Below are 24,549 nucleotides of genomic sequence, written 5' to 3'. Positions count from 1 at the left end.
AAATAAGATTCATAAATTAGAGTAGAGGGAGTTTTGATGAAAGTTTGCATTGCCGAAAAACCAAGTGTAGCACGCGAAATAGCTAGTATATTAGGCGCTAATGCCCGAAAAGACGGTTATTTTGAAGGAAACGGTTATCAGGTGACATGGACTTTTGGTCACTTCTGTACACTGAAAGAACCTCATGAATATTCACCTCAATGGAAGCAGTGGTCTCTTCAGGTATTGCCAATGATTCCGCTTCGCTTTGGTATTAAGCTGATAGAGAATGATGGCGTAAAGAAACAGTTTGCTGTTATCGAGAAGCTATTGGCAGAAGCCGAAGAGGTTATAAATTGCGGTGATGCCGGCCAAGAGGGCGAACTTATCCAACGATGGGTGATGCAAAAAGCACAATGCAAGGTTCCTGTAAAGCGATTGTGGATATCATCATTGACAGAAGACTCTATTCGGGAAGGATTCTCTAAGCTGAAAGACCAATCTAACTTTGATAAGCTATATGAAGCCGGCTTGTCTCGCGCAATAGGTGATTGGTTATTGGGAATGAATGCCACCCGATTGTATACTGTGAAATATGGTCAGAATCGGTCGGTCTTATCTATCGGACGTGTACAAACCCCAACTTTAGCCTTGATTGTCACTCGCCAACTGGAAATAGAAAATTTTCAGCCCGAACCCTATTGGGAGCTTAAGACAGTATATAGAAATGTTACTTTTTCGGTAACGAAAGGTCGTTTTACTACGCAAGAAGAAGGAGAAAAATTCCTCGAAGAAATTAAGCAAGCTGATTTTGAGGTAACAGATGTAACAACAAAGAAAGGAGAAGAATCTTCTCCGCGCTTGTTCGACCTTACTGCATTGCAGGTTGAATGCAATAAGAAGTTTGCCTTTTCAGCCGAAGATACGCTGAAGACTATCCAATCGCTGTATGAAAAGAAATTGACGACTTATCCTCGTGTGGATACTACTTATCTGAGTGATGATATGTATCCCAAAGTACCTGCTATACTAAGAGGCTTGGCTGGTTACGAAGAGTTGGTAAAACCTGTTTTGACAACAAAGATACCAAAGTCCAAAAAGGTTTTTGATAATGCAAAGGTTACGGATCACCATGCTATCATACCTACAGGTGTTAGAGCTAATAATATATCAGAGAACGAACGTAAAGTATATGACCTTATCACCCGACGCTTCATCGCTGTTTTTTATCCCAATTGTAAGATTGCTACAACGACTGTACTTGGAGAGGTAAATAAAGTGGAGTTTAAGGTCACCGGTAAGCAAATCTTAGATCCGGGATGGCGTGTAGTATTTGAAAAGCAAGTAAACACGCAGGAAGAGAAAGAAGATGAAGCAGAGAAGGACAATGATGGAATTTTGCCTTCGTTCGAGATAGGGGAGAGAGGTCCTCACGTTCCGGCATTGACCGAAAAGTGGACACAGCCGCCTAAGTATTATACAGAGGCGACTTTGCTGCGGGCAATGGAGACTGCTGGTAAATTTGTCGATGATGACGAACTACGTGATGCTTTGAAAGAGAATGGTATTGGTCGCCCATCTACGCGAGCAGCTGTAATTGAGACACTGTTTAAACGGAACTATATACGTAAAGAGCGAAAGAATCTGTATGCAACCCAAACGGGAGTAGAACTGATTGGTACTATAAAAGAAGAACTACTAAAGTCGGCTGAGCTTACGGGGATATGGGAAAAGAAACTACGTCAGATAGAGAAAAGTGAATATGATCCTCGTCAGTTCATCGAAGAGTTAAAGCAAATGTTGACGGAGATCGTTACCAATGTGAAAAACGATTGGGGGACACGAATCACTATAGAAGAAGCAGTAAAAGAAGAAGCTGAGAAGCCCAAGAAGAAAGCTGCTAAAGAAAAGAAACCAAGAACAAAGAAAGAAAAGCCAGTAACAGAGAAGGCGATCGCAAAGGAAAAATCAACTGAGTCGAAAGTGCTGCTTTGTCCCTTATGTAAAAAAGGAACCATCCTGAGAGGAAAGTCTGCATATGGGTGTTCCGAATGGAAGAATGGCTGCCCTTTTCGTATTACATTCGAAGAGATGGGAGATGACTCGAGTGAGAATGCCTTAAAGAATATTCTTAATACAAAATTCTAATAAATACTCCTGCGAAGATATTTTTCAGGTCAATAGCCCCTTTTTATTATTTTAAAATATTTGTAATAGTCTTTTAATTAGATTGTTATAGAGTTTGTGTGTTTTTTTATCTAAAAAAGTTGCTAAATTATTTGGAAGATATAAAAAGATGTTCTACGTTCGTAGTGTATTAGTTGATTAATACGCCAAGTCAATAGGATTGAAAACTTATAAAACATACTATCATGAAAGCAACTATTTTAACTACAGTATTCGCAGCATTAGTTTTATCAATCAGCGTAAATGCTCAAAATGTAAATAGGTATAGTAATGTTAAAGCAACTGAATTTGGAACTGAGAAAGAATGTATTTCGGTTGACAGTAAAACATTAACACCTCTGATTAAACAAAATTATTCTTTTGATGCAGATGGTAAAATGATAGAGAAAGTGATAAGCCGCTGGGATGGTATAGATAATGGTTGGGTAAATGTAAGTAAATATGAATACACTTACACCGATGCTGACTCTGATTTAATAAGTCTGATAGCCTACACAAAATGGAATAAAGCCGCTAAGGATTGGTCTAGCGAGTCGGATCTTTTGGTGAATGTTTACGATGAGAATAATAACTATCTGGCTACTGGATATGAAAAATAGTACATCTTTATATTAGACCCCAAGGGTAACAACAACACATAAATTCTTCAAAAAAACGTCTGTAAGCTCAAAACTTATAGGCGTTTTTTGTGTTAATACATGTATTGACAGAATAATCACGATATTTGTCTGTTTCAATACCTATACTATAAATTTAGATAATAGATATGCCAGAAGAAATATTCCCAGTGGTAGATGAGGATGGAAACATACTTGGACAAGCTTCGCGAAGCAAATGCCACGACGGGTCGAAGCTCCTACACCCTGTAATTCATTTACATGTATTCAATTCCGAAGGAAAACTGTATTTACAACAACGATCGCTAACTAAAGATGTGCAACCCGGTAAATGGGATTCTTCCGTAGCAGGTCATATCGACCTGGATGAATCTCCAGATGAGGCTGCAATTCGCGAAGCAGGGGAGGAGTTGGGTTTGTTTAATATCTCACCTCAATTTATAACTAAGTATGTAATAGAAACAGATTTGGAACGAGAATTGAGTTATTGCTATTATGCAATATATGATGGTCCGTTCATCTTGAACAAAGAAGAACTTGAAGGAGGGCGATTCTGGGATATAGAAGAAATCCAGTCCAATTTAGACAAAGGTATATTCACCGTAAATTTTGAACTGGATTTTATTAGATTTTTAAGCAAAGGGATTGCCCTTATTCCTCAAGAACTTTGATCAAGAATCCTTTGTCTGAAAAATCAGGCATAACGTACTCTACTTTTTCTTTTAGCTGTTCGGTCGGGATAGTAGTAGAGAGCCCGACAACTTTCATTCCTGCACTTTTTCCTGCTTGTATTCCGTGAAAAGAATCTTCAAAAACAATACATTCTTTAGGGTCAGAGTTTAAATTTTTTGCAGCAAGCAGATAGCACATAGGATTGGGTTTTCCTATTGTTATATCAGATGCAGTAACCTTGGTGCCGAAAGTGTCTTCCATATTAAGAACTCTTAGAGCTCTTTCCATTTTGTAATCAGGAGAGCTAGTAACAAGTCCTATTTTGAAATTGTTCTTCTTCAGATAATCTATAAAGTCAACAACACCATCGACCAAAGGAAAATCCATGACCAACTCAAAATCTTTAACTTCTTTTTCTAGCTTCTGTTTTTCTTCATCCGAGAGATGTGAAAAATATTTTTCCATAATATCAGGCATAATCGTACCTTTTATTGCACTTGCAAAATTTTCGATTCCTGAATTATAACGACTTCCCACAGTATCCATATATAAGTCATATTGAGGTTCTGTATCGGCTATAACGCCATCAAAGTCGAATAGAATTGTCGTTTTCTTTATCATATTATTTCCTTATAATCTTATTATTTGTATTTGTAGGTGATTCCAATAGTGCCATACATGTTATGCATCTTGAATTCGATGGGATTTGCTCCTGAATAAAAGAAAGGAAGGAGACCCCATTGCAAACTCCCGAATACTCCGATTCTTTTGGTTAATCGAAACTCTCCTCCGGCTAAAAGGCCTAGATCGTAATCGCGTATATCTTCGCTGAAATCAAATGTTGCTCCACTTTCAGTTATTTCTTGCTTTTGTCCCACAGGCGTGTCAATCCTGATATATCCATCCGATACGCTTCCATTAAATTTAGAAGATAATGCTTTGGCTGCATACATTCCTAATTTGACTCTCCATCTTTCGTTGAAACTGTAAGTTCCGTAGAAAGGTACAGTAAGATAAGTCATATCCACATTTGTCATGTTTTTTCCGACGAAGTATCCGGTAAGTTTTTCACTACCTTCGGACAAAGTCACACTTGTGTACATATATTTTACCTCGTCGGTAACGCGCATTCCTTTCCAGTCCAGAGAGACTCCGGCTCCTGCGCCCCAACGGTCGTTTATCTTGTAGATTAAATCTACTCCCAGTTTTGGGTTGAATTTTGGACTATAGCTATTTATTTTTCTTACTTCAGCAGGTATTGGCATTGGGGCTGTGGCTCCTATATTCATTCCTAAAACAATGTCAATGTCGAACTTCTTTTTGTCATCAACTATTTGTGATGATAGATTCAGACTGAAAGCAAGCAGAAGTAAAGTAGGTATTATATATCTTAATTTCATCATATTATTATTTAATAGGGTCACATATTATTTCAAACTCATCAATAATCAATCTACTGCCTACTGCACCCTCATAGAAATCCCCTCCCTTGCTAGAAGAGCTGACGATTGTAAGCCTGTAGTCATTTTCCTCAAAGTTTAAATCCTCTGTATATTCGAACGGAATAACAAAACGAGTAAATCCGTTTTCAGCATCAGTTTCTAGGATGTTCTCAGAATTTGCCGACCAAGTGGCACGACCAACCACACGAGAAGAATTCATTATTGTTTCTCCATCCAAGTATTGCTCAGTAGGAGCAGCACCTTTCGATACTTTAAATAAAGTGGCATAAATAGACATAGAGTCTGTTCTATTTGCAACTATTTTACCATCTCTGTCAGTGAATTCTTTTCCTGGTGTGTATTTGTAATACCCGTTAAAGTATATGGGCTTTCCGTTTTCTTTCGGGTGTGATTGTCCCAATCGAAGCGATTTTGTAGGATAGTCCATGTCTACAATAAAACCACCACGGAATAAAGATCCGGCAAAAATAGGATAGTATTTACCTATAACGGTTGTCCCTTTTACAGTTTCCAATGCTGCAGCCCACTCTCCTTCTACGCAGTCTGAAGTTTTGTCGGTAGGGTAGTTATCTACTTTGATAGCTTCGGTAGCTACAAGTATAGATATAGCCGAATTGGCATTGCTCCATAGTAAGTCGTCGAGGATAGGGTATGTTCCTTTTCCATTTCCACTTGTGGACCAGTCTTCGAAACTATGTTTTAAACTGATCTTGGGAGTGGCAGTGACTGAATATGTTTTAGAGTATTCTCCATTTTCGGATGTTACCACATAAGTTACTCTTTTATCATTCGAAAAATCTTGAGCTATGCCTGATGCAGGAGTTATAATAGCTCCGGGCGATACTGTAATAATAGGGACAAGTTGTGTATAGTCTGCTTTATCCGATACTATCAACTGTATGCTATTGTCCGATATTGCTCTGGTAACAAAATGTTCGCCTTCAACTTTCATGTCGACGATGTCAGCCTCTCGGCCTAGAGGTTCGTCTTGAATGCATGATGATAGAGATAATAGTAGAGTACTAATTAAAAATAAGAGTTTTAGTTTCATCTTCAATCTGATTTATTTGTGCAGCTGCAAAGATACTCAATAGATCTAGCGTAGTTTGTCTGGAGAGTTCCTATTCGGAATACCTACTCTCTTAATTTAACGAGTTTTAACAAGAGGGGCTGTTTAAAAAAAGAACCTGCAGCTAATTATAGCAACAGGTCCTTTTATGCATTTTTTTAGTATGATACACTAATTATAAGCTAGATTAATATCAGAGTCTGTTCTGCTTTTCTTCACGGAGAGTAATTCTCCTTTCTTATTGTAGATATGTATTAAATGCTCAGATACTCCACTCCAGGAATTATTTACTTTATTCCATTTTGTGTAAATGACATCAGCTATTTTTCCTTGCTGATTGTATTTGAAGTCGTATTTCTGTACTGGAGTCCAATTGAAAGTATTATCACGAGCATATGAGATCCGCTCTGTTTTTTGTCCCTCCGAATTGAATTTATAAACAACTTTCAGACGTTTCTGTATATTGTTGATCCCATAAGAGATATACTCACCTGTTTTCTCTATTATCTTATTGTCTGAATCCTGAGAATATAATATAGTGCTGAAACTTAATAAGCAGAATATAATTAAGGCTTTTGTTTTCATAATCTTTATTTGTTTGATAGAGTAACATAATTTAGTAAGCGCTTTCATTATATATGACGAGATCGATGTTGAAAGTGTTACATAATATCACAAAAAAAAATCCTGCCAAATAATTGACAGGACTTTTTGAGTTGTGTAGATAAATGTAAAAGTTATATAAATATCTTATTGATCAGACCAGTTTTTTGTCTTTTTATCCCATTTTACCATAAATGGAGTAATTGGTTGATTGTTCTCATCATATGCATATAAGTATTTCTTCGAACCAACCCATCCCTCGGCATTGTCCCAATTGTAAATTGCTTTTCCTAATAATCTGTTTTCGGAATCATATTCATAGACAGTTTTAGTCAAAGGAGCATTTGTTTCCTTATCGCAAGATAAAAATTCTTTCACGCATCCGGCCTCAGTTTTTTCTATATTACTAAGAGTAATAGTTTCGGGGCTATTTGCATAAATTCCTACTGTGAAGAAAAAAGCAACAAATAACGATAGAAGATTTTTTGTTTTCATGACTATAAATTTTTGGAGTGTTTAATTTCTAATACAAATGTATATATAAGTTATGACCATTGCAAATGTAAATTTGACAAAATGATATATAATCATAGTTAATAAAAGTTAAATATGTTTGTTTCTGACATTTTGATAGCTGATTTGTCCTCAATTAGCGTCAATATGATATTTAGAGGGGCTCTTGTTTGTATTGCAAAAACCGCTTTTTTGTAGAAAAAAGAAAGAAATACCATCATCTTTTAGACTGAAAATGCAGAATAACGTTAATTGTGCAAAAATTAGGTTGAGGCATGTTTGCTATTCCTTTTTTTATTCAAAAAAAATGACGAAATTTGCCGTCGCTTAAACGAATATTATTTAATTACTATAAATCAATAAAGATCAATGAAAAAAAGTGCGTTGCAAGTAGCAAGAGCTGCTTATAAACCAAAGATGCCTAAAGCATTGTATGGCTCTGTAAAAATTGAAGAAGGTGCAGCAACACAGTCTGTGGCAGACCAAGAAGAGGTTAAGAAGCTATTCCCTAATACTTATGGAATGCCAACTCTTAAGTTTGTTGAATCTTCAGAGAAAGTAGAATATCCTGCTATCAATGTGGGGGTTATTCTTTCTGGAGGACAAGCTCCTGGAGGACACAATGTGATTGCCGGTATATTTGATGGAATCAAAAACATGAACTCAGGTAGTCGCCTATATGGTTTCTTGATGGGACCTGGTGGCTTGGTAGATCATGATTATAAAGAATTGACTTCTGATATTATTGATGATTATCGTAATACTGGAGGTTTTGATATTATTGGTTCCGGACGTACTAAACTGGAAACAAAAGAACAATTTGACAAAGGTCTTGAGATTTTAAAGAAATTAGATATCAAAGCGCTTGTTATTATCGGAGGAGACGACTCTAATACAAATGCTTGTGTTCTTGCTGAATATTACAAAGAAATAAATGCAGGTGTTCAAGTAATTGGTTGTCCTAAAACAATTGATGGTGACTTGAAAAACGAAATGATTGAGACATCTTTCGGTTTCGATACTGCATGTAAAGTGTATTCTGAGGTTATCGGAAATATCCAACGCGACTGTAATTCTGCTCGTAAATACTGGCACTTCATCAAATTGATGGGACGTTCAGCTTCTCACATTGCTTTGGAGTGTGCTTTACAAGTGCAACCAAATGTTTGTATTGTTTCTGAAGAAGTTGAAACTAAAAAACTTTCATTGGATGATATCGTAACAGATATCGCAAATGTTGTAGCAAAACGTGCGGCTGCTGGTAACAATTTTGGAACAGTTCTTATTCCTGAAGGATTGATCGAATTTATTCCTGCAATGAAAACGCTTATTGCCGAGCTGAATGATTTCTTAGCTCATCACCAAGAAGAGTTTAATGCAGTTGCTAAAGAAGAGCAATTAGCTTATATCAAGAAAAACCTATCAGCAGATAACGCGAAAGTATTTACTAGCTTACCTGATGGCGTAGCTCGTCAGTTGACTCTTGATCGCGACCCTCATGGTAACGTGCAAGTTTCTTTGATTGAGACTGAAAAACTTCTTGCAGAGATGGTAGGTAATAAACTTACAGAGATGAAAGCTGTTGGAAGCTATACAGGTAAATTTGCAGCACAAGTTCACTTCTTCGGATACGAAGGTCGTTGTGCAGCTCCTTCTAACTTCGATGCAGACTATTGCTATTCACTGGGATATACTGCAGCATCTCTTATTGGTGCAGGTAAAACTGGTTATATGTCTTCTGTTCGCAATACAACGGCTCCGGCTTCAGAATGGATTGCAGGAGGTGTTCCTGTAACTATGATGATGAACATGGAACGTCGTCATGGAGAGATGAAACCTGTTATTCGTAAAGCTCTTGTTGAGTTGGATGGTGCACCTTACAAATACTTCGCAGCTAATCGTGAGGCTTGGGCAGTAGGTACTGAGTTTGTTTATCCTGGACCAATTCAATATTTCGGACCATCAGAAGTATGTGATCAAACTACAGTAACTCTAAAATTAGAGCAAGGTAAATAATCATACCTATTATATATAAAGAGAGAAGCTTTTTTAAGCTTCTCTTTTTTTTTGTTTCAACCAATTTAGAGATGGAGAATATGTAAAATAAAAAAGCACCGAAGTTATTCGGTGCTTTTTATATGCTGTATTAGTTGATTTCTTATTCAGCACTTTGCTCTTCTGCTGCTGGAGCTGCTTCTTCAGGAGTTTCAGTAGCTTCTTCAGCTGCTGCTTCTGCTTGAGCTGCATTCTCTTCAGCTTTCTTTTGTGCTACGGCTTCTGCTTTAGCTTTGTTAGCAGCTTGTTCAGCTTCTAAACGTGCTTTTGCTTCCGCTTTAGCTTTTGTTTCATTTTTGTTGATGACAGCTAGAAGGCCTTTTTCTTTGTCAGCTTTCCATGCTTCGAATTTCTTGTCAGCAGTAGCTTCGTCGAAAGCTCCTTTAGCAACACCACCAAGAAGGTGTTTCTTTAAAAGTACTCCTTCTTCAGAAAGGATGTTACGTGTAGTGTCAGTAGGTTGAGCACCAACTTGTAACCAGTACAAAGCCCTGTCGAAATTTAAAGATATTGTAGCAGGATTTGTGTTTGGGTTGTATGTACCCACCTTTTCAATAAATTTTCCATCACGTGGAGCTCTGCTATCAGCAATGACGATGTGGTAAAAAGGATAACCTTTACGGCCTCGTCTTTGTAAACGGATCTTTGTAGCCATTTCTTTCTTAGTTAATTTTAATTATACATAATTGTTATTAGCGGGTGCAAATATAAGAATAACTTGTTTAATAACAATAAAAAATCTTGATTCTTTGCATCGGATAAACATAAAAAAAGAAAGGCTAAACTATTAAGCTTAGCCTTTTGTATCTAAACGTTTATATTAGTTCTATATCTTATAGAGAATTAACGTGAGCAGCTAACTTCGATTTTAAGTTGCCTGCTTTGTTCTTGTGAATAATGTTTCTTTTTGCTAGTTTGTCTAACATAGAACATACAGATGGATATTGCTTTTGAGCTTCCTCTTTTTCAGTCAAAGCGCGGAACTTTCTAACTGCGTTACGAGTAGTTTTAGCTACATATCTGTTTCTTAAGCGTTTTGCTTCCGCTTGTCTGATTCTCTTTTCTGCTGATTTGTGATTTGCCATTTTGACTAATCCTTTTTTGTTCTTAATTAATTTTTTTCTGTAGCCCATAGGGGAGTCGAACCCCTCTTTCCAGAATGAAAATCTGGCGTCCTAACCGATAGACGAATGGGCCTTCTTGCAAAGAAACTCTAAGTTAGTTAGAGTCAGTCTTTAGTAAAGGCTGTTGCAATTACTTGCGTTTTGCGGGTGCAAATATAAGAACATCTTCTTAAATAACAATAGGAAAAAGATGTTTTTTTTAATAATATTTTTCTTGTTAAAAAGAAAAAGGTCAAGTTTAAAACTTGACCTTTTATCTATTATCTTGTATTATTCTTTTCCTTATAGTGCGTTAACGTGAGCAGCTAACTTTGATTTTAAGTTACCAGCTTTGTTTTTGTGGATGATGTTTCTTTTTGCTAATTTGTCTAGCATAGAGCATACAGATGGATATTGCTTTTGAGCTTCCTCTTTTTCAGTCAAAGCGCGGAACTTTCTAACTGCGTTACGAGTAGTTTTGGCTACATATCTGTTTCTTAAGCGTTTTGCTTCCGCTTGTCTGATTCTCTTTTCTGCTGATTTGTGATTTGCCATTTTGACTAATCCTTTTTTTTTGAAATAAATTCGTTGTTTAATTGTAGCCCATAGGGGAATCGAACCCCTCTTTCCAGAATGAAAATCTGGCGTCCTAACCGATAGACGAATGGGCCATCTTGGAGGTTTCTCTGTTTGTCAGAGTTTGTTTCTCTCTCGATTGCGGATGCAAAGGTAATGCAATTTTGGTTATTTGCAAATGTTTCCGATATATTTTTTATGACTATTTTGTTTGTATTGGTTTATGGTATTGATTTTCAGTAAAATTTAATCTGTATTTATTGCGTTTTTTTGAAGGTAGATTGGAAGAAATAATGAAAATTAGGTTTGATAAGGTCGAATTATTCTTTTACCGGAGTGCTGACTATTCCTTTTATTTTGTCTGGGACAAACAAAATTTTTACTTTTGTCCCTATTGATAATACAAATATGCTATGAAAAAGAATCTCATTTTTCTCCTATTATTATATATAACTGCTGTTTCGGCTCAAAATACATATCGTTCACCTTTGGATATTCCTCTTGTACTGAGTGCCAATTTTGGAGAACTTCGTCCTAATCACTTTCATTCGGGTATTGATTTCAAAACTCAAGGTGTTATTAATAAAAAGGTGTATGCAATAGAAGAAGGATTCATTTCTCGTATATCAGTATCTCCTTCAGGCTATGGATTGGCTCTATATATTGATCATCCTAATGGGCAAACAAGTGTTTATGCGCATATAGAATCTTTTATCCCTCGTATCGCAGATTATGTAAAGGCCAAACAATACGAGCAGGAATCTTATAAAGTTGATTTGGTTTTAAGAGCGGGTGAATTACCTGTAACGAAAGGCGAATTTATTGCTTATAGTGGAAATACAGGTTCTTCGGGAGGTCCGCATGTTCATTTCGAAATAAGAAATACTGCTGATCAGGTAGCTCTAGACCCTCTAGTATATTATAAGGAGTCAATAGAAGATATAACACCACCACAGTTAAGAGGTATTGCTGTTTACCCTATAGAGAATGTGGGGATTGTGAATGGTAACAGTGAAAAGGTTTATCGGACTTCTATCAAGAAAGATAAAAAAGGAGAATACTTACCTATAAAAGATACTATAAAGGTATGGGGTAGAGTAGGTGTCGGTGTGAATACGATTGATCGTATGACGGGAACGAATAATATATATGGTGTAAAGACTGTCCGTTTGTTTTGCAATGATGAAGAAATCTTTAAGTCCGATATTACAGCTGTAGATTTTGCTGATACCCGAATGATAAATACAATGACTGACTATGACTATTGGGTAAACAAACGTGTGTTTTATGAAAAATCTTTTATCGAACCCGGCAACACTTTACCTATATATACGGCTCGTAATAATGGTTATATAGATGTAGAAGAGGAGAAGGTTTATAAACTTCGCTACGAATTAGAGGATTTGTACGGAAATCTGACATCTTATTCGTTCCATATAAATGGTGTGCGTCAGGATTTTCCAAAACCTAAAGAATGTACAGTAATGATGAGAAGAAACGAAGATAACTTTTACGAAGGAGACTTATTCTCTATAACTGTACCTAAGAATGCCTTATACAAAGATCACTGTTTTACGTTGAATAAAAATTTCAGCAATAAGAGATACATGTCGTCTCTGTATAAAGTGAATGATAGTTATGTCCCTCTGGATAAAAGTGGAGAGATGACAATTAAATTGACGAAAGATAGTTTGCAAAATAAGTTCCAGTATGGAATTGTAAAAGTGACGAATAATAAAGAATCGTGGGTAGGAGGAACTTATTATAATGGAGCTATGACAACTAAAATAAGCGAATTAGGAGGTAGTTACGCCGTTAGTTATGATGTTGAAGCACCTGAGATTACACCTATACAGCCAGCTAAATGGATTGCAGAGGGGAAAATCGTTATTAAAGTAACAGATAATAAGAGTGGTATTGCATCTTATAGAGGAACAATCAATGGAGAATTCGCTCTATTCGAACATGATGTAAAGAAACCATTATATATTTATCGCTTCGATCCGCAAAGGGTCAAAAAAGGACAAACTCATAAACTAGTCTTTACTGTGACAGATGCTTGCGGCAATCAGGCGAGCTATGAATATGAGTTTAAGTATTAGGAAATCTTATGCTTGAATTTTCAGCTCATTGATTATATCGCTGCTATTCATACTTTCTTCGCTTAACTTGATGGCAGCCTTGTCTCCAGCTATACCGTGCAGATATGTACCGAGTATCGCTGCGTGCAGACTTGAGTATCCTCTAGCCAATAGCCCTGTGATGAAACCTGTAAGTATATCTCCGCTACCTCCCTTAGCCATTCCGCTATTTCCGGTTGAGTTAAAATAATATTTGCCATCAGGCGTACAGATCATCGTATGTGCACCTTTTACTATTACAATACTTTTTGTGTTAGAAGCTAACCTTCTCGCTAACTCTAGTTTGTGTTGTTCGTTATCCCATTTCCCTACCAATCGTTCTAGTTCTCCTAAATGAGGAGTTAAGATAGAGCCTTCGGGTATATGATGTCTGAATCGGTAATTGTTTGCAAGTATATTTAAAGCATCGGCATCAATGACCATAGGTTTACTATATCTTTTTAGTAAAGATTCAAAAGCTTTTGCTGTTTCAGTATTCTGTCCTAATCCTGGACCTATTCCAATTGTTGTGTATTTTGATAAATCTTCAGGAAATGATGAAAAATATTCTTCTTCGTCCAGACTTACTATAGCAGATGGATGTGTTGTATGAATGATCGCTCTCTCTCCCTTAGGTGTGTGAACTGTAACGAGTCCGCATCCTGAGTGTAAAGCTGCTCCTGTGGCTAATACAGCTGCTCCCATCATCCCTGTCGATCCGCATATAAGTAAAGCATGTCCGTATGTACCTTTATGCGCAAATTTATCCCGTTTTAGGATCAATGTTTTAGCTAGCTCTTCGGTCGTATAATAGAAGGGGGAATCACTATCATTTATAAACTCCTTATGTAGCTGTATAGGGATTATCTCTATATTTCCACAGAAATTTCCGGCTTCGGGTAAAAGCATAGCTAGTTTAGGGAATTCCAGCGTCAGTGTTGTTGATGCTTTTATTATTACCTGATCTTCGTTTCCAAATTCAGATATCATTCCGGAAGGTAAGTCGATAGAGATAATCTCGTTTGGTAGCGAGTTTACTTCTTTGATAATAGATAATATAGGATCTTTTACAGCACCTTTAACCCCTGTACCGAGCAGGGCATCGATGATGATAGTTTCTTGAGCGACGGATATAGTATCTAATATTTTGATGTCTGCCGGCAGACGCTTAAAGTTAAACTTGCTCTCTTCGCTTAAATATTCTTCAGTAAATGCTAGGAAAATACTGCACTTAAAGCCTTTCTCATATAATATTCGGGCAACAGCAAATCCGTCACCTCCGTTATTTCCTTTACCTATAAGAAAAAGTAAAGGGTGTTCTTTAGCTATATGTTTGTCTATCCACAGAGCAATATTCATGGAGGCTCTTTCCATGAGGTCTATAGAGCTTATGGGTTCGTTTTGGATCGTATATCTGTCCGCTTCTTTTATTTGAAGGTCTGTGAGTATTTTCATTTTGTTCAGATTTTAGAAATAATAAATCTTACAGTCACTTAGTTCTGCATATTCTTCAAGTAGCGTTTTCATGTATGCTACAGCCTCTTCCAATCCCTCTTTTCCGTTGTATCCGTTTATAATAGTAAGTAGTCTGCTTGTCGAAAGTCCAATTTTAGTACGTTCTTCATCGCTGGTAGGAGTTCCTATACCGCCCATATTGTCTCGATAGACAGGCAATCCTTCTATATTTAAAATTCCTCTACCTATTGCATCAAAGGGTTCATCGGCTTCACCTACACCAAGAATTAGTTTACCCCCGTCTATCTTCTCTGCATCAAAACCACCTATCGAATAGCCGGTTTTTAAGGATACTAGGTTGATAAGGTCTACAAGCGTGTCTATTTGATATAGGGGGATATCCCTTAATATTCGCCTGCATAAGGCTTCTGCCGAAGGTCTGTATCTGTTAGGATCTTTGCCTAAAGCCTTATAAGCTTTTCGGGTAGCTAAGATTGCAGGATTTTTTTTAATATCTTCCAGTTTGTGATTTTGTTTGTATTCTTCTGTGAAAGAATTGATTTGCTCCCATAATGCAGCATTATGTGCGCTATTGGTAACCCTGCCGTATATAGCGGCTCCGGCAAACTGAGGACAAACTGATTTTATTTTTTCGGATACGATGAAATTCATTCTGTTTCGTTCGTTTTTTTAGAAAAGAAAAATAATAATAAAAAAGATCAGATCAAAGGTACGATTTTAAAGAATCAGATTTAACAAAAAGCTCTACCTTTGTTTTCTTCTAAATAGATAAATATGAAAATAAGATGACTCATCCTAAAAAAGATAGTGTTCGTTTAGCTCCTATTATGTTTGCAGGTACAGGAAGCGATGTGGGTAAAAGTATTATTTCTGCCGCTTTTTGTCGTATCTTTTTACAAGATGGTTATTCGCCAGCTCCATTCAAGGCGCAGAATATGGCTCTGAATTCTTATGCCACCCCCGAAGGCTTGGAAATAGGTCGTGCGCAAGCTGTTCAGGCAGAAGCGGCCGGAGTTCCTTGTCATACAGATATGAATCCGTTGTTGCTAAAACCTACTACGGACAAAGTGTGTCAGGTTGTTCTGAATGGAAGAGCAAAAGGAAATCAGGAAGCTTATGAATATTTCAAGACCGAAGGACGGGATGAGCTTCGCAAGGCGGTTAATCAGGCTTTCGATAGATTAAATTCTCGCTATAATCCGATTGTTATGGAAGGTGCCGGAAGTATATCGGAAATTAATCTTCGTGCTGTTGATTTGGTAAATATGCCAATGGCTATTCACGCCAAAGCAAATGTGATTTTGGTTGCAGATATAGATCGGGGAGGGGTGTTTGCATCAGTTTACGGTTCAATTATGTTGCTGACAGAAGAAGAACGGAAGTATGTGAAAGGCATACTTATCAATAAATTCAGAGGAGATATCCGTTTGTTCGAGTCAGGGGTGAAAATGATAGAAGAGCTTTGTGGAATTCCGGTTATTGGAGTAGTACCTTATTATAAGGATATTTATATAGAAGAGGAAGACTCAGTAATGTTGCAGACGAAAAATCTCCAAGCCACTTACGGTAAGGTAAATGTTGCTGTTGTGCTTTTGCGTCATCTTTCTAATTTTACGGACTTCAATGTACTTGAGCGCGATCCGCGAGTACATCTTTATTATACAAACAATACGGATGAAATAGAAAAAGCCGATATCGTTCTGGTTCCCGGCACAAAGAGTACTTTGTCTGATTTATATGAACTTCGCCGAAATGGTGTTGCTCAAAGCATAGTAAAAGCGCATAAAAAAGGGGCAACTGTTGTCGGTATCTGTGGAGGTTATCAGATAATGGGGATGGAAGTGTGCGACCCTAATCATGTAGAAAGTAGTATAGAGCGCTTGCCGGGTCTAGGTTTGCTACCTGTAAGCACAAAGATGGAGGGCGAGAAAGTGACACGTCAGGTAAAATTTGCATTTCTGGATAAAAAAGATATTTGCGAAGGCTATGAAATTCATATGGGCGCTACAACTTTTGTACAAGGTACCCAAGCTTCTTCGTTGAATGAAATTGAAGGAGGACTCTTTGATGGTTGTTTTGTAAACGAACGATGCTTTGGTACCTATATTCATGGTATATTGGATAACAAACCTGTTGTTGACTTTCTTTTAGCACCATATATTGATAAGATTTCGGAAGAAACGTTCGATTATAAGAAATTTAAAGAAGAGCAATATAACAAACTTGCCGATCATGTGCGTGCTCATGTAGATATGGATCTGGTTTATGAAATAATGATGCAAGTAAATGATTAACGGACACGGAGACGATATATACAGCCAAACCACTAAAATTGTAAGCAATTTTAGTTCCAATATGTATGGCTTGCAAAATATGAAAGCTTTGGACGAACATCTTCGTGCTAATATACAGTTGATTCATTCTTACCCTGAGCCGGATGCATCTTCTTTAGTAAAATTATTAGCAGAAGAAAATAGTGTTTCGCATGAGAATGTATTGGTGACCAATGGTGCTACCGAAGCGATATATCTTATCGCTCAGATTTTTAGTGGCTCTAAGTCTGCCGTAATTTACCCAACCTTCAGTGAATATGCAGATGCGTGCATGGTCAATAAGCATGCCGTTCTATGGGCATCTTCTCTGTCCAAAGTCTCGTCTGAAGCTGATTTGGTATGGATGTGCAATCCGAATAACCCTACCGGAACGGTAACCGATAAGTCAGAGATTACGAAATATATTGAAACGCATCCCGAACAGTTGCTTATCATAGATCAGTCGTACGAATTTTTCACCACTAAATCTCTTTTTCGTTCCGAGGAAGTGATAAAGTATAAGAATGTGGTATTGCTTCATTCGATGACCAAGCATTATGTAATACCCGGACTGCGATTAGGATATATTACTGCTCATGATGAGATAATAAGCCGAGTTAAAGAATATTGTATGCCATGGTCTGTAAACGCTTTGGCTTTGGAGGCTGGCAAGTTTCTACTACAGAATAAAATTAAGGTTGTAGATATCTCTTTATACTTGGAAGAAACCCAAAGATTGCGGGAAGAGTTAAGTCTTATTGATGGACTGTCGGTTTTGCAAACTGATACTCACTTCTTTCTTTGTAAATTGAATGAAGGAAAGGCATCAGAACTAAAAAGATATTTGATCGACAATTATGGTATTCTTATACGCGATGCTGCTAATTTTTACGGTTTAGATGAATCTTATTTTCGAATAGCAGCTCAATCTGTTAAAGAAAATAATACTTTAATAAATGCCGTGAAGAAATGGATGGAGCAAAAGTAATTTTGTTATTTTTGCCTAAACCAAAAAGAGAAAATCTTCTCGAAAAGAGTTAATAACTTATGAAAATATATATAGTTCGACACACATCTGTAGCTGTTTCAGGAATCTGTTACGGGCAAACAGATGTGCCACTGAAAGAAACATTCGAGGCTGAGGCTGAAGTAGTAAAGCAAAAACTGAAAGATGTAAACTACGATGCTGTTTTCTCCAGTCCTTTGAGCCGTGCTAAAAAGCTGGCAGAATATTGTGGTTATACGGATATTCAGCTCTATGACCGATTAAAAGAATTACATTTCGGCGATTGGGAAATGCACGAATGGGATAAGATTGATATGACAGCATGGGAAAAAGATTGGGTAAATAATCCTGCTCCTAATGGAGAATCTTTTCAGCATATGTATGCACGTGTAAGTTCCTTTATTGAAGAACTAAAAGAAACTGATTACCAGACGGTGATAATCTTTGCTCATGGGGGAGTTATAAATTGCTTCAGAACCTACTTTAAAGAAACGGACTTACAAGGAGCTTTTGATAAATTAGTCCCTTACGGAGAAGTTTTAGAATTCGAAATGTAAGACTTTTGCAAGCCGATACGAGTTATATATGAAAGCATCAGAAATTTCTGATGCTTTCTTGTTTTTTATGGCTTGTTTTATAGAATAAAAATGACTAATATTATGATATCATTTTAATATTATAAATATAGAATATGGGAACACAAGAAAGAAAATTTGAGGGTGCTAAAATCTCTGGTTTTTTAGCGGTCTTTGTAGCTGTTGTTTTGGTCGCTGTATGTGTCGCAATGATCGTAAGTCAAGATCAGATACTAGTGACAATAGGTGTAGTTGGACTGGTTATTACACTTCCTGCCTTATTCTATGGCTTGGTTATGATAGAACCCAATGAGACACGTGTTATGATATTTTTTGGAAAATATAAAGGAACCCTTACTGATAATGGATTTTTCTGGGTAAATCCATTTTATACAACACGAAGAATTCCTATCAGAGCTCGTAACTTAGATATCGAACCGGTAAAGGTGAATGATAAAGTAGGTAATCCTATTATGATCGGGGCGGTGTTAGTCTGGAAAGTAAAAGATACCTATAAGGCGACATTTGATATCGATTCGGCAGGTCGTGGAGTGATGACGGCGGCTTCTAATTTTGTGCAAATACAGAGTGATGCAGCTTTGCGTCAGGTTGCAGGTATGTATGCTTATGACAATAATAATAGTAAGGAAGATGAAATTACATTGCGCTCGGATGGTGATGAAGTAAGTCAACGTCTCGAGGACGAATTGAATAGTCGCTTGGCTATTGCAGGCATTGAGGTGATTGAAGCTCGTATCAATTATTTGGCATATGCTGCTGAAATTGCAAGTGTGATGTTACGTCGTCAGCAAGCAGATGCTATTATTGCTGCTCGCGAAAAAATTGTAGAAGGAGCGGTGAGTATGGTCCAGTTAGCTTTAGAGAAACTGCAAAGAGATCAGATCGTAGAATTGGATGAAGAGCGTAAAGCTGCAATGGTGAGCAATCTTCTGGTGGTATTATGTGCGGATGAGTCGGCTCAACCTATTGTAAATGCAGGGACATTACATCATTGATAATGATTATGGACAGAGTCGAATATTAGCAATGATGGTAATCTCAGTCAATTGTAAAATATCTTAATGAAAATTTGATTATTGTGGCAAAAGAAAGAAACATCTGTCAAGAGTTTTGTGTTGCGTGTGGATCAGGAAATGATGGAAGCAATAGAAAATGGGCTGCAGATGAGTTTCGCAGTACCAATGCACAAATACAATATCTTTTAGATCAGGCTTTTCGGAAAGCAGGGTGATATAAGAAGGAAAAATAAAATAATTGAATAAGAAAACCTAAACTAATTGGTAGTTTAGGTTTTTTCTTATTTCTTTGCAAAATGGTGTTAAATAAACACGATAAAAAGGGGGCAAATAAAAAATAACATATTATTAACTCTAATTTACAGATATATAATTATCTTTGCACCGGAATTAATCAAAGCTTTACATTACAATTACTAGACAATATTAGGTATGAGAAATCAAACTCACAAAAAATTTCCTAGATCATTTTCTGTGCACGTTTTTCTAAATACGTGTTTGTTTTTATTTATTTTTATGTCATGCTCAACCTCACATTCAGTGAGAGATATAAAGGCATCTCGTGACCCCAATGCGGGTTTTAAACCTCAAGAAGTAAGAGTGAAAATCCCTAAAACAACAGGGGATGCAATGGTGAAAGACTTGTTTATGCAGTCAAAACGTCCAGGCATTGCTTTGCCTATTGTAGAAGGAACAGGTGGAACAGCCGGACGAGTTGTGTCGGAGCAAGTTACGTTTAAAAATGAAGAGGTTATTACTTTCAATAACTCTGAGAATAATAAAGATATAAATCTTAGTGAAGTACAGCAACTTGGAGAAGTAACAGTAACTGCAAAATCTCGTTTTACTCCAGAGCAGGATGGTAAAATAAATGTAGATTTTGTGCTTCGAGTACCTAAAGAATTATTATCTACTAATTTTAGGGTTACTTTAGCTCCGAAATTATTTCATAATGACTCTATAGTACCTCTTAAGGAAGTGGTCCTTAAAGGGAATACTTTTGCTGCCTTACAAAAGCAATCATATGCGGATTATGATGCCTATTTAAATTCAATAGTTGACAAGAATGCGTATGATAGTGTTTTTGTAGATTATGACGGAGTAAAACAAGATATTGCTTTTCAACAAGAATTCTATTACAATCAGTATCACAAAGAGTGGAGTAATCAATCAGATTATGAAGCTTGGAAAAAGGAGAAAGATCGTCTTGAGGCTTTGAGGGAAGCTCAAAAGTTAGGCTACGACAAAAAACTTTATCATGAACATGTGCGAAAAGCCAGAATTCAAGCTATGAAAGAAGTGGCAAAAGGAAAAGATACTACTGGCTTCTTTGCAAACTATATGAATAAACACCTAAAGCCTAAGAATATCGATAAGGGTATGATTGCTGTAGAGCAACGTAACGAATATCGCGTGGATTTTTATAAAAAATATTCACAAAAAGCCCGTGAATGGGTGGTTCGTGATTGGGCAAATGGTAAAGATACAATAGGTGCATATGCTCGTTATATGAAGAACTTTGATAAGAACTTCCAAACTATTGTTCTTGATGGAGAGGATTTGAGCAATATTCCTGAACGATTCAGAGAATTGTATAAGTCGGGAAGAAGTATGGATGAAATTATGAATCAATACCTTTCAGTTCAAGATTCTATTCAGATCGCAGAGAGTCATTATAAATATGATGAGATCGCATTGAATGAAATGAGAGATGCGATGAAAGAAGAAAAACGCAAGGAACTGATTGTTTTCCCATATGAGACAAACCTACGTGTTGATACAATCATCGAATCTGATAAAGATTTTTATTACTATTATAAGCAAGATTATCCTGCAACTCCGGGATTGAAGAGTGTGCGTCTTGCTCTAAATACGACTGTTGATGCTGTTGACAGAAGTCGATTTGTGCAACCGATGTCAGATACACTTGCTTATTATATATCTTCTTTGTCTCAATTAGTTGATACATCGCTGATTGTAAAAAGAACAACTCTGTATAGGGATTTATTCAATAGTATGGTGATATACCCTAAATTTCAAACAGGAAGAGCTACCTTTAATATCAAGACCGGAGATAATAAAGCAGAAATTGATAAGGTAATGGAAACTTACAAAACATTTACAGAAAAAGGTAAGTTAACTATGGATAGTGTTATTATCAATGTGTCTACTTCATTGGATGGAACTTATGATAAGAATTCAGAACTATCAATGAAACGTGCAGAAGCTTTACAAAAGCATTTTGCTAAACTGGTAGATGGTGGTGATAATATATTCAAAGTACGTTTTAGTGGAGAAGACTGGAATACATTGGCTGCTCAGGTAAATAAAAGATCAGACCTGATGAATAAAGAAGCTATTTTAGATACGTTAAGAAGTGCAGTATTCCCAGATAGGACAGAAGAAACGATCAAGAAAATGTATCCTCAGGATTACAAGATAATAAAAGAAGAAATCTATCCTTTACTAAATAAAGCTAGTATTGAATTCAATATGACTCGTCCTAACATGTCGGATAAAGTTGAAGTTCAGGTGGATGAAAGACCAGATTATCAAAAGGGTATCCAGTTGTTGCAAGATAGAAAATATTGGGAAGCAATAGAGATACTATCTAACTATCCGGACTATAATACAGCGCTTTGTTTAGCTTGTATGGGTTATAATGTTAAGGCTTACGAGTTGCTTAATGAGTTACCTCAAACTAGCAATACAGAGTATTTGTTAGCGATATTAAATGTTCGTTCTAAAAATGAAGCGGATGCGGTTAATCACTTATTAAAATCCTGTGAATTAGATCCTACTAAAGTGTATCGTACTCAGTTAGATCCGGAAATAATAGAGTTAGTGAAGAAGAATAATCTACAGGATAGATTAGAGAAAATTGCATCATCAGCAGTTGATGCTGGTTTAATCGATGAAAATGCAGGTGTAACTTTTTCTGACGAATATGTAGAGGCTGCAAAAGCTTCGGGAGAAGACTAATAGTTAATAATTTTATTACACAATAAAAAGGTTGCAGGTTAAAGTGTTTTTAATCAGCAACCTTTTTTTATACAGTATTATGTGTTAAAATTATGGTTTTTTGTTTGCTTTAAAAGCATCATCTAAAATGCTGTTTTTGTCCTATCTTTAAATTTTATTTATCACTATACAAATGAAATATCGTAATTTATCCACATTAGAAATTGAGACTTTAGAGGCTCAGGGTTGTAAGGCCGATTGTTGGGAGAATATAAAAGTTCACCCTCTTTTTACCCCTGATTATATAAACAATACAACTTTTTCCGGGAAAATTAAGTTAGGTCTTTTTGAAGAAGAGTTCGTTTTACCGGGTGGATTGAAGAAACATTCTGGCTTGAATGGTGTATGCCTTCATAACTGCGAACTAGGGGATAATGTATTGATTGAGCATGTTCAAAATTATATTGCTAACTATCGTATAGGAAGTAAGGTTCGTATTCAGAATATACATCATCTGTATGTAGATGAAAAATCTACTTTTGGTAATGGAGTAGAAGTCTCTGTACTGAACGAGACAGGAGGACGTGAGGTTATGATGTATGATAATTTAACAGCTCATGTAGCCTATATTTTATCTTTCTATCGTCACCGTCCTGTATTAATAAAGAAACTACAGGAGATGATCATTGATTATTCGGAGCAGCAAGCTTCAATAATGGGGACAGTAGGAAATAATGTTGTAATTGTAAATACCGGAGCTGTAAAAAATGTTCGAATCGGGGATTTTGCTGCTATAGAAGGTGCTCGTTATCTGGAAAATGGAAGTATCAACAGTAACGAATATGATCCAGTTCATATAGGTTATAGTGTTATTGCCAACGATTTTATTATATGTTCGGGCTCAAAAGTAGAAGATGGAACAATGCTAACTCGTTGTTTTGTTGGTCAAGCCTGTCAATTAGGACATACTTATTCGGCAAGTGACTCACTGTTCTTTAGTAATTGTCAGGGAGAAAACGGAGAGGCATGTTCTCTGTTTGCAGGGCCCTATACGGTAACACATCATAAATCAACTCTGTTGATAGCCGGAATGTTCTCTTTTATGAATGCAGGTTCAGGTTCCAATCAGAGTAATCATATGTATAAACTGGGACCTATACATCAAGGCATTGTTGAACGGGGAGGTAAAACAACCAGTAATTCATATATACTTTGGCCTTCGCGTATAGGTGCATTTTCTTTGATCATGGGAAGGCATAACCATAACTCAGATACTTCTGATATGCCATTCTCATACCTGATTGAAGATAATAACGAAACTGTTTTAGTACCGGGGATAAATTTGCGGAGTGTAGGTACAATACGTGATGCACAGAAGTTTCCTAAACGCGACAGACGTAAAGATCCCAATAAATTAGATCAGATAAACTTTAACCTGCTAAGTCCTTATACGGTACAAAAGATGTTTAAGGCTGTTGATATTTTAAAAGGATTGCAAAAAACGTGTGGAGAAGTCTCTAGTTTATACACCTATCAAAACTGTCAAATCAAAGGAATTTCTCTTCGGCGAGGATTGAAATTGTATGATATGGCTATAAATAAGTTCTTGGGTAACTCTATTATATCAAGACTGTCTAATTGTCCTTGTCGCAATGATGAGGAAATAAGAGCGTGCCTAAAGCCGAATACAGATGTCGGGTTGAAAGAATGGAGTGATATCGGAGGAGTATTAGTTCCCCGTTCCGAAATAGATAGACTGATTGATGATATAGAGGCAGGGGTAATTACTAGAATAGAAGAAATAAGTGATAGATTCAGAGTTCTCCATGAAAATTATTATACAATTGAATGGACTTGGGCTTGGGAAAAGATTCAGGAATACTATGGCTTGTCTTTAGATACTATAACGGCTAAGGATGTAATAGATATAGTCAATCGATGGCGTAAAGCTGTAATTGAGCTAGATGAGATGATATATGAAGGTGCAAAGAAGGAATTTTCTTTATCCTCTCGTACTGGCTTTGGTGTGGATGGTGACAGACATCAGCAGAAAGAAGACTTTGAACAAGTACGCGGTATTTTTGAAGAAAATGCTTTTGTGCAAATTGTCTTGAAGCATATCGAAACCAAAACAAAATTGGGTGAAGATATGATATCTAAACTATCCAAGGCTGTATAAGAATAAAAAAACGCTGAATTTATAAATTCAGCGTTTTTTATATATC

General features: G+C 36.6%; 21 protein-coding genes, 2 tRNA genes and 1 pseudogene. 12 read left to right on the top strand and 12 right to left on the bottom strand.

Annotated elements, in window-relative coordinates; translation table 11 throughout:
• Nucleotides 1-36 precede the first annotated feature (36 nt).
• From DHU68_RS07875 to DHU68_RS07865, 3 genes are all read left to right on the top strand, one after another.
• A complete protein-coding gene (locus DHU68_RS07875; protein WP_108822427.1) occupies nucleotides 37-2,127 on the top strand; it encodes a DNA topoisomerase 3 in 2,091 nt (696 codons plus the stop codon).
• A 224-nt stretch (nucleotides 2,128-2,351) separates the two neighbouring features.
• Nucleotides 2,352-2,765, top strand: coding sequence for a DUF3836 domain-containing protein (locus DHU68_RS07870; protein ID WP_108822426.1), 414 nt, complete (start codon nucleotides 2,352-2,354; stop codon nucleotides 2,763-2,765).
• Between the two features lie 167 nt (nucleotides 2,766-2,932).
• Entirely contained in the window at nucleotides 2,933-3,454 is a 522-nt protein-coding gene (locus tag DHU68_RS07865; RefSeq protein ID WP_108822425.1) for an NUDIX domain-containing protein, read from the top strand.
• On the opposite strand, the gene DHU68_RS07860 is transcribed toward DHU68_RS07865, so the two are convergent.
• The 5 genes from DHU68_RS07860 to DHU68_RS07840 all read right to left on the bottom strand — a co-directional run bounded on the left by DHU68_RS07860 (nucleotide 3,435) and on the right by DHU68_RS07840 (nucleotide 7,085).
• Entirely contained in the window at nucleotides 3,435-4,076 is a 642-nt protein-coding gene (locus DHU68_RS07860; RefSeq protein ID WP_108822424.1) for an HAD family phosphatase, read from the bottom strand. The two genes, DHU68_RS07865 and DHU68_RS07860, sit on opposite strands and share 20 nt — an antisense overlap.
• Nucleotides 4,077-4,096: 20 nt before the next feature.
• A complete protein-coding gene (locus DHU68_RS07855; RefSeq protein ID WP_255412472.1) occupies nucleotides 4,097-4,858 on the bottom strand; it encodes a porin family protein in 762 nt (253 codons plus the stop codon).
• Between the two features lie 4 nt (nucleotides 4,859-4,862).
• Nucleotides 4,863-5,969 carry a PCMD domain-containing protein gene (locus DHU68_RS07850; RefSeq protein WP_255412471.1) on the bottom strand — a complete coding sequence of 369 codons (1,107 nt, stop codon included), beginning with the start codon at nucleotides 5,967-5,969 and terminating at the stop codon, nucleotides 4,863-4,865.
• 189 nt (nucleotides 5,970-6,158) lie between these two features.
• Nucleotides 6,159-6,572: a hypothetical protein gene (locus DHU68_RS07845; RefSeq protein WP_160111103.1), complete on the bottom strand. Its 414-nt coding sequence runs from the start codon at nucleotides 6,570-6,572 to the stop codon at nucleotides 6,159-6,161.
• Nucleotides 6,573-6,737: 165 nt separating this feature from the next.
• A complete protein-coding gene (locus DHU68_RS07840) occupies nucleotides 6,738-7,085 on the bottom strand; it encodes a hypothetical protein (protein WP_108822421.1) in 348 nt (115 codons plus the stop codon).
• 387 nt (nucleotides 7,086-7,472) lie between these two features.
• Here DHU68_RS07840 and DHU68_RS07835 point away from each other — a divergent pair, with 387 nt between their 5' ends.
• Nucleotides 7,473-9,119, top strand: coding sequence for a diphosphate--fructose-6-phosphate 1-phosphotransferase (locus DHU68_RS07835; protein WP_108822420.1), 1,647 nt, complete (start codon nucleotides 7,473-7,475; stop codon nucleotides 9,117-9,119).
• A 142-nt stretch (nucleotides 9,120-9,261) separates the two neighbouring features.
• On the opposite strand, the gene DHU68_RS07830 is transcribed toward DHU68_RS07835, so the two are convergent.
• From DHU68_RS07830 to DHU68_RS07810, 5 genes are all read right to left on the bottom strand, one after another.
• The gene (locus tag DHU68_RS07830) at nucleotides 9,262-9,813 is read right to left on the bottom strand and encodes a 30S ribosomal protein S16 (RefSeq protein ID WP_108822419.1); all 552 of its coding nucleotides are present in this window, start codon (nucleotides 9,811-9,813) and stop codon (nucleotides 9,262-9,264) included.
• 178 nt (nucleotides 9,814-9,991) lie between these two features.
• Entirely contained in the window at nucleotides 9,992-10,243 is a 252-nt protein-coding gene (gene rpsT, locus DHU68_RS07825; RefSeq protein WP_108822553.1) for a 30S ribosomal protein S20, read from the bottom strand.
• Nucleotides 10,244-10,283: 40 nt separating this feature from the next.
• Nucleotides 10,284-10,355 (bottom strand) — tRNA-Glu (locus tag DHU68_RS07820).
• 209 nt (nucleotides 10,356-10,564) lie between these two features.
• Nucleotides 10,565-10,816, bottom strand: a complete 252-nt coding sequence (gene rpsT, locus DHU68_RS07815; protein WP_108822418.1) for a 30S ribosomal protein S20 — start codon at nucleotides 10,814-10,816, stop codon at nucleotides 10,565-10,567.
• A gap of 44 nt (nucleotides 10,817-10,860) precedes the next feature.
• Nucleotides 10,861-10,932: transfer RNA gene (locus DHU68_RS07810), tRNA-Glu, on the bottom strand.
• A gap of 318 nt (nucleotides 10,933-11,250) precedes the next feature.
• Here DHU68_RS07810 and DHU68_RS07805 point away from each other — a divergent pair.
• Entirely contained in the window at nucleotides 11,251-12,939 is a 1,689-nt protein-coding gene (locus tag DHU68_RS07805) for a M23 family metallopeptidase (RefSeq protein WP_108822417.1), read from the top strand.
• A gap of 6 nt (nucleotides 12,940-12,945) precedes the next feature.
• Here DHU68_RS07805 and DHU68_RS07800 read toward each other — a convergent pair whose 3' ends face one another.
• Both DHU68_RS07800 and DHU68_RS07795 read right to left on the bottom strand, forming a co-directional pair.
• Nucleotides 12,946-14,412 (bottom strand): NAD(P)H-hydrate dehydratase, encoded by a 1,467-nt coding sequence (locus tag DHU68_RS07800; protein WP_108822416.1) that lies wholly within the window; start codon nucleotides 14,410-14,412, stop codon nucleotides 12,946-12,948.
• Between the two features lie 12 nt (nucleotides 14,413-14,424).
• On the bottom strand, nucleotides 14,425-15,084 hold the full coding sequence (locus DHU68_RS07795; protein ID WP_108822415.1) for a B3/4 domain-containing protein: 660 nt from the start codon (nucleotides 15,082-15,084) through the stop codon (nucleotides 14,425-14,427).
• A 134-nt stretch (nucleotides 15,085-15,218) separates the two neighbouring features.
• On the opposite strand from DHU68_RS07795, the gene DHU68_RS07790 reads away from it, so the two are divergent.
• The 7 genes and pseudogenes from DHU68_RS07790 (at nucleotide 15,219) to DHU68_RS07765 (ending at nucleotide 24,503) form a co-directional block, all read left to right on the top strand.
• Nucleotides 15,219-16,727, top strand: coding sequence for a cobyric acid synthase (locus tag DHU68_RS07790; protein WP_108822414.1), 1,509 nt, complete (start codon nucleotides 15,219-15,221; stop codon nucleotides 16,725-16,727).
• Complete coding sequence (locus tag DHU68_RS07785; RefSeq protein WP_108822413.1) at nucleotides 16,720-17,733, top strand: aminotransferase class I/II-fold pyridoxal phosphate-dependent enzyme; 1,014 nt, start codon at nucleotides 16,720-16,722, stop codon at nucleotides 17,731-17,733. Before DHU68_RS07790 ends, DHU68_RS07785 begins: the two co-directional genes overlap by 8 nt.
• Before the next feature lie 59 nt (nucleotides 17,734-17,792).
• Nucleotides 17,793-18,308: an alpha-ribazole phosphatase gene (gene cobC / locus DHU68_RS07780; protein WP_108822412.1), complete on the top strand. Its 516-nt coding sequence runs from the start codon at nucleotides 17,793-17,795 to the stop codon at nucleotides 18,306-18,308.
• A 134-nt stretch (nucleotides 18,309-18,442) separates the two neighbouring features.
• Nucleotides 18,443-19,342, top strand: a complete 900-nt coding sequence (locus DHU68_RS07775) for an SPFH domain-containing protein (protein ID WP_108822411.1) — start codon at nucleotides 18,443-18,445, stop codon at nucleotides 19,340-19,342.
• Nucleotides 19,343-19,423: 81 nt separating this feature from the next.
• Nucleotides 19,424-19,578 (top strand): annotated as a pseudogene (locus DHU68_RS14180) (Arc family DNA-binding protein).
• 325 nt (nucleotides 19,579-19,903) lie between these two features.
• Nucleotides 19,904-22,345, top strand: a complete 2,442-nt coding sequence (locus DHU68_RS07770) for a hypothetical protein (RefSeq protein WP_108822410.1) — start codon at nucleotides 19,904-19,906, stop codon at nucleotides 22,343-22,345.
• 172 nt (nucleotides 22,346-22,517) lie between these two features.
• Nucleotides 22,518-24,503 (top strand): DUF4954 family protein, encoded by a 1,986-nt coding sequence (locus DHU68_RS07765; RefSeq protein WP_108822409.1) that lies wholly within the window; start codon nucleotides 22,518-22,520, stop codon nucleotides 24,501-24,503.
• Nucleotides 24,504-24,549: the final 46 nt, after the last annotated feature.

The sequence above is a fragment of the Dysgonomonas sp. Marseille-P4361 genome, from assembly GCF_900343125.1.
In the GTDB taxonomy this organism is placed as follows: domain Bacteria; phylum Bacteroidota; class Bacteroidia; order Bacteroidales; family Dysgonomonadaceae; genus Dysgonomonas.
Note: the sequence above shows the minus strand (reverse complement) of the source record. Positions and strands in the feature narration are given on the sequence as shown.

Excerpts from the sequence above, each read along its gene's own strand:
- DHU68_RS07855 (WP_255412472.1), bottom strand. The coding sequence starts at position 4,858 with ATGATGAAATTAAGATATATAATACCTACTTTACTTCTGCTTGCTTTC.
- DHU68_RS07795 (WP_108822415.1), bottom strand. The coding sequence starts at position 15,084 with ATGAATTTCATCGTATCCGAAAAAATAAAATCAGTTTGTCCTCAGTTT.
- DHU68_RS07800 (WP_108822416.1), bottom strand. The coding sequence starts at position 14,412 with ATGAAAATACTCACAGACCTTCAAATAAAAGAAGCGGACAGATATACG.
- DHU68_RS07840 (WP_108822421.1), bottom strand. The coding sequence starts at position 7,085 with ATGAAAACAAAAAATCTTCTATCGTTATTTGTTGCTTTTTTCTTCACA.
- DHU68_RS07860 (WP_108822424.1), bottom strand. The coding sequence starts at position 4,076 with ATGATAAAGAAAACGACAATTCTATTCGACTTTGATGGCGTTATAGCC.
- DHU68_RS07830 (WP_108822419.1), bottom strand. The coding sequence starts at position 9,813 with ATGGCTACAAAGATCCGTTTACAAAGACGAGGCCGTAAAGGTTATCCT.
- cobC (WP_108822412.1), top strand. The coding sequence starts at position 17,793 with ATGAAAATATATATAGTTCGACACACATCTGTAGCTGTTTCAGGAATC.
- DHU68_RS07805 (WP_108822417.1), top strand. The coding sequence starts at position 11,251 with ATGAAAAAGAATCTCATTTTTCTCCTATTATTATATATAACTGCTGTT.
- DHU68_RS07875 (WP_108822427.1), top strand. The coding sequence starts at position 37 with ATGAAAGTTTGCATTGCCGAAAAACCAAGTGTAGCACGCGAAATAGCT.
- DHU68_RS07790 (WP_108822414.1), top strand. The coding sequence starts at position 15,219 with ATGACTCATCCTAAAAAAGATAGTGTTCGTTTAGCTCCTATTATGTTT.
- DHU68_RS07765 (WP_108822409.1), top strand. The coding sequence starts at position 22,518 with ATGAAATATCGTAATTTATCCACATTAGAAATTGAGACTTTAGAGGCT.
- DHU68_RS07845 (WP_160111103.1), bottom strand. The coding sequence starts at position 6,572 with ATGAAAACAAAAGCCTTAATTATATTCTGCTTATTAAGTTTCAGCACT.
- DHU68_RS07865 (WP_108822425.1), top strand. The coding sequence starts at position 2,933 with ATGCCAGAAGAAATATTCCCAGTGGTAGATGAGGATGGAAACATACTT.
- rpsT (WP_108822418.1), bottom strand. The coding sequence starts at position 10,816 with ATGGCAAATCACAAATCAGCAGAAAAGAGAATCAGACAAGCGGAAGCA.
- DHU68_RS07870 (WP_108822426.1), top strand. The coding sequence starts at position 2,352 with ATGAAAGCAACTATTTTAACTACAGTATTCGCAGCATTAGTTTTATCA.
- DHU68_RS07835 (WP_108822420.1), top strand. The coding sequence starts at position 7,473 with ATGAAAAAAAGTGCGTTGCAAGTAGCAAGAGCTGCTTATAAACCAAAG.
- DHU68_RS07850 (WP_255412471.1), bottom strand. The coding sequence starts at position 5,969 with ATGAAACTAAAACTCTTATTTTTAATTAGTACTCTACTATTATCTCTA.
- rpsT (WP_108822553.1), bottom strand. The coding sequence starts at position 10,243 with ATGGCAAATCACAAATCAGCAGAAAAGAGAATCAGACAAGCGGAAGCA.
- DHU68_RS07785 (WP_108822413.1), top strand. The coding sequence starts at position 16,720 with ATGATTAACGGACACGGAGACGATATATACAGCCAAACCACTAAAATT.
- DHU68_RS07775 (WP_108822411.1), top strand. The coding sequence starts at position 18,443 with ATGGGAACACAAGAAAGAAAATTTGAGGGTGCTAAAATCTCTGGTTTT.